This window comes from Mesorhizobium sp. M7A.F.Ca.US.014.04.1.1 (genome assembly GCF_003998745.1).
Lineage (GTDB): Bacteria > Pseudomonadota > Alphaproteobacteria > Rhizobiales > Rhizobiaceae > Mesorhizobium > Mesorhizobium ciceri.
The window spans coordinates 1-2,468 of the sequence record NZ_RZRW01000739.1 but is presented as its reverse complement, the minus strand read 5'-3'; the positions used below and the strand labels follow the sequence as shown (position 1 = coordinate 2,468).

Annotated in this window: 5 protein-coding genes; 1 reads left to right on the top strand and 4 read right to left on the bottom strand. The window is 58.4% G+C overall.

Annotated elements, in window-relative coordinates; translation table 11 throughout:
• Nucleotides 1-386, top strand: a 386-nt coding sequence (locus EOA22_RS30815) for a Tn3 family transposase (protein ID WP_164756069.1), incomplete at its 5' end; no start/stop codon positions are given.
• A gap of 189 nt (nt 387-575) precedes the next feature.
• Here EOA22_RS30815 and EOA22_RS30805 read toward each other — a convergent pair.
• From EOA22_RS30805 to EOA22_RS39630, 4 genes are all read right to left on the bottom strand, one after another.
• Nucleotides 576-962 carry a hypothetical protein gene (locus EOA22_RS30805; RefSeq protein ID WP_013525337.1) on the bottom strand — a complete coding sequence of 129 codons (387 nt, stop codon included), beginning with the start codon at nt 960-962 and terminating at the stop codon, nt 576-578.
• Between the two features lie 264 nt (nt 963-1,226).
• Entirely contained in the window at nt 1,227-1,550 is a 324-nt protein-coding gene (locus EOA22_RS39640; protein WP_206516559.1) for an N-6 DNA methylase, read from the bottom strand.
• Between the two features lie 52 nt (nt 1,551-1,602).
• A complete protein-coding gene (locus EOA22_RS39635; RefSeq protein ID WP_275955649.1) occupies nt 1,603-1,863 on the bottom strand; it encodes an N-6 DNA methylase in 261 nt (86 codons plus the stop codon).
• 4 nt (nt 1,864-1,867) lie between these two features.
• The gene (locus tag EOA22_RS39630; RefSeq protein ID WP_198032133.1) at nt 1,868-2,116 is read right to left on the bottom strand and encodes an N-6 DNA methylase; all 249 of its coding nucleotides are present in this window, start codon (nt 2,114-2,116) and stop codon (nt 1,868-1,870) included.
• Nucleotides 2,117-2,468: the final 352 nt, after the last annotated feature.

Genomic DNA, 2,468 nt, shown 5'->3' with positions numbered 1-2,468 from the left:
AATGGTGCTCGAGCTCGACACTGCGCCGGCGATGCCGAGCCGGCCTCAACAAGGGGGAGGCAGCGCACAAACTCAAACGCGCAGTCTTCTTTCATGAGCGTGGCGAGCTCCGCGACCGGTCGTTCGAAAGTCAGGCATTCCGCGCATCGGGCCTCAATCTTGTCGTCAGCGCGATCGTCCACTGGAACACGGTCTATCTCGACCGCGCGGTCACAGAGCTCAAACGAGCGGGAAGGAACATCTCAGATACGCTATTGAAGCATATCTCGCCGCTGAGTTGGGAGCACATCAACCTGACAGGTATCTACACTTGGGACAGCGAGCAACATCTCCCGGAAGGCTTCAGGTCGCTTCGCCTCCCGGCAGGGCTACGCCGTGCCGCATAACGTTCCTGCTCCGTTCGACCTTATCGTACGATTTCGCACTGCTCTTGTTCCGACCCCAGGTAAACGGCTTCGACGCCGGGCCGATTGAAGCGCCCGCCATCGATCGCCGCGCCCCCACCACTGGTGGGCAGGCCCATTTGGGTGTCAGATAGCGATGGAAGATCTCGTCCGGCCCGACGCGGGGGACCTTCACCCGCGCGCCCCGTTCTCGAGATCCCGGATGAAGGCCAGCACTGCTTCGACCTGGCCGCCCGCGACGAGTTCGGCCGCCGTGCGATGGCCATAGTCGGCGATCGGCTCATTGCGATACCAGTAGATCGCCTTGTCGACGTCGCCGGTGAGTTCCGTTGCGGCCGAAATCACCTTCACCATCTCGCGCATCCGACCCTGCAGTCGCTCCGACGACGGGTTACGGAGCGTGTTGCGGTGGACGCCGGTCAACTGCGCCAAGTTGGCCACCTTCACGCCCAGCGCCTGCGACAGGCGCTTCGGCGAGATATAAGGCGTGCGCGGCTCCTGCAGGCTGTCGACAAAACCTGAGACCACTTTCGATTGTGCGAGCTGTGCGTGGGTCATGACAAATCTCCGACCTCTCTCTTACGCACAATATATGCACATTCCTAGGCATAGCAAGTGAACAGAGCCCGACGCCATTTCCAGCGCACTGCTTGTGCTTCCCCATCCTCGTAGCGGATGATAGCTAGCTGTGAGCTAGCGGCAGCAATGCGCCTCATTACCGCCGTACAAGCCAACATCGATATAGACCGAAAGCGGACGTGGGAAATCAGCAGCTCTCAAGGCGCACCGGCGCGCTGCTTGATGGTCGATTCGAGCCCGGCGTCATCCTTTTGAAAGCGGCAAGGTTGGAAGCCCAAGCTCGCGCAAGAATGTGTTGTGCTTCGCTGTCGCTGCGCGAAACTGCTTCTCGATGTCGACCAAGTCTTCATTGGCGGCTATTAGATCGATTTCGAGCTCATCCTCAGCCGTTCTGATGTAGCGGGAAATATTGAGGTTGTGACCCTCGTCGGCGATACGATCGATGCTGACGCGCTTGGAATAGCGGCCCTCCTCCTTACGGAACTTGTAGGTTTCGATGATCTTGCCGATATGGTCCGTTGTCCCGTTCTTGCCATCCCCTAATTTGTTCTGACGCTTGTCCTTCAAAAGTGCTCGGCTGCGTTGATGAAGAGAACATCGTCGGGCTTCTTACACTTCTTCAGAACAAGGATGCAGACCGGATACCCGTCGAATAGAACAGGTTGGCGGGCAGTCCGATGACGGCGTCGATGTGACCGTCCTTCAGCAGCTTGGTTCGAATGCGCTCTTCCGCCCCACCTCTGAACAGCACCCCGTGGGGGAGGATGATGGCCATTACGCCTTCATCCTTCAGGTAGTGGAAACCGTGCAACAGGAAGGCAAAGTCCGCGGCCGACTTGGGCGCCAGCCCATAGTTCTTGAACCGCACATCGTCGCCCATCGCCTCAGTCGGATCCCAGCGCAAACTGAAGGGCGGGTTGGCCACAAATGGCATCGAAGGAAGGCTTCTTTGCAGGATTCAATTCGCGCAGGATGTCCCAGTCATTGGAAAGCGTATCGCCGTGGTAGATCTCGAATTCAGTGTCCTTCACGCCATGCAACAGCATGTTCATGCGCGCGAGGTTGTAGGTGGTGATGTTCTTTTCCTGCCCGTAGATTCTGCCGATGCCGTGCGGCCCCATGCGCTTGCGCACGTTCAGCAGCAGCGAGCCGGAGCCGCACGCGAAGTCGAGGCGCAGATCACCCGGTCTCTCTGGAGCGAATATTCGCCAAACCGGAAGCCGCCGGCAGAGCCAGCTCGTGGTGTTGTTGAAAGGTGCGTAGGCATTGTGCGGACAGAGCTCTGACGGGTGGCGTCAGCTCTGCCTGCCACTATTTTCACCTTGGTCGATAATTAGCACAACAGAATATGTGGCCAGCCGGCAACAAGCCGGCCAGCAATCTATTGCTTACCCACAAACCGACGAACAGTCGTCATATGACGACTGTTCGGTCCACAGCCTTGGCAGCAGTCTCCGCCGCATTCGAGAATTCGACGGGAACTTA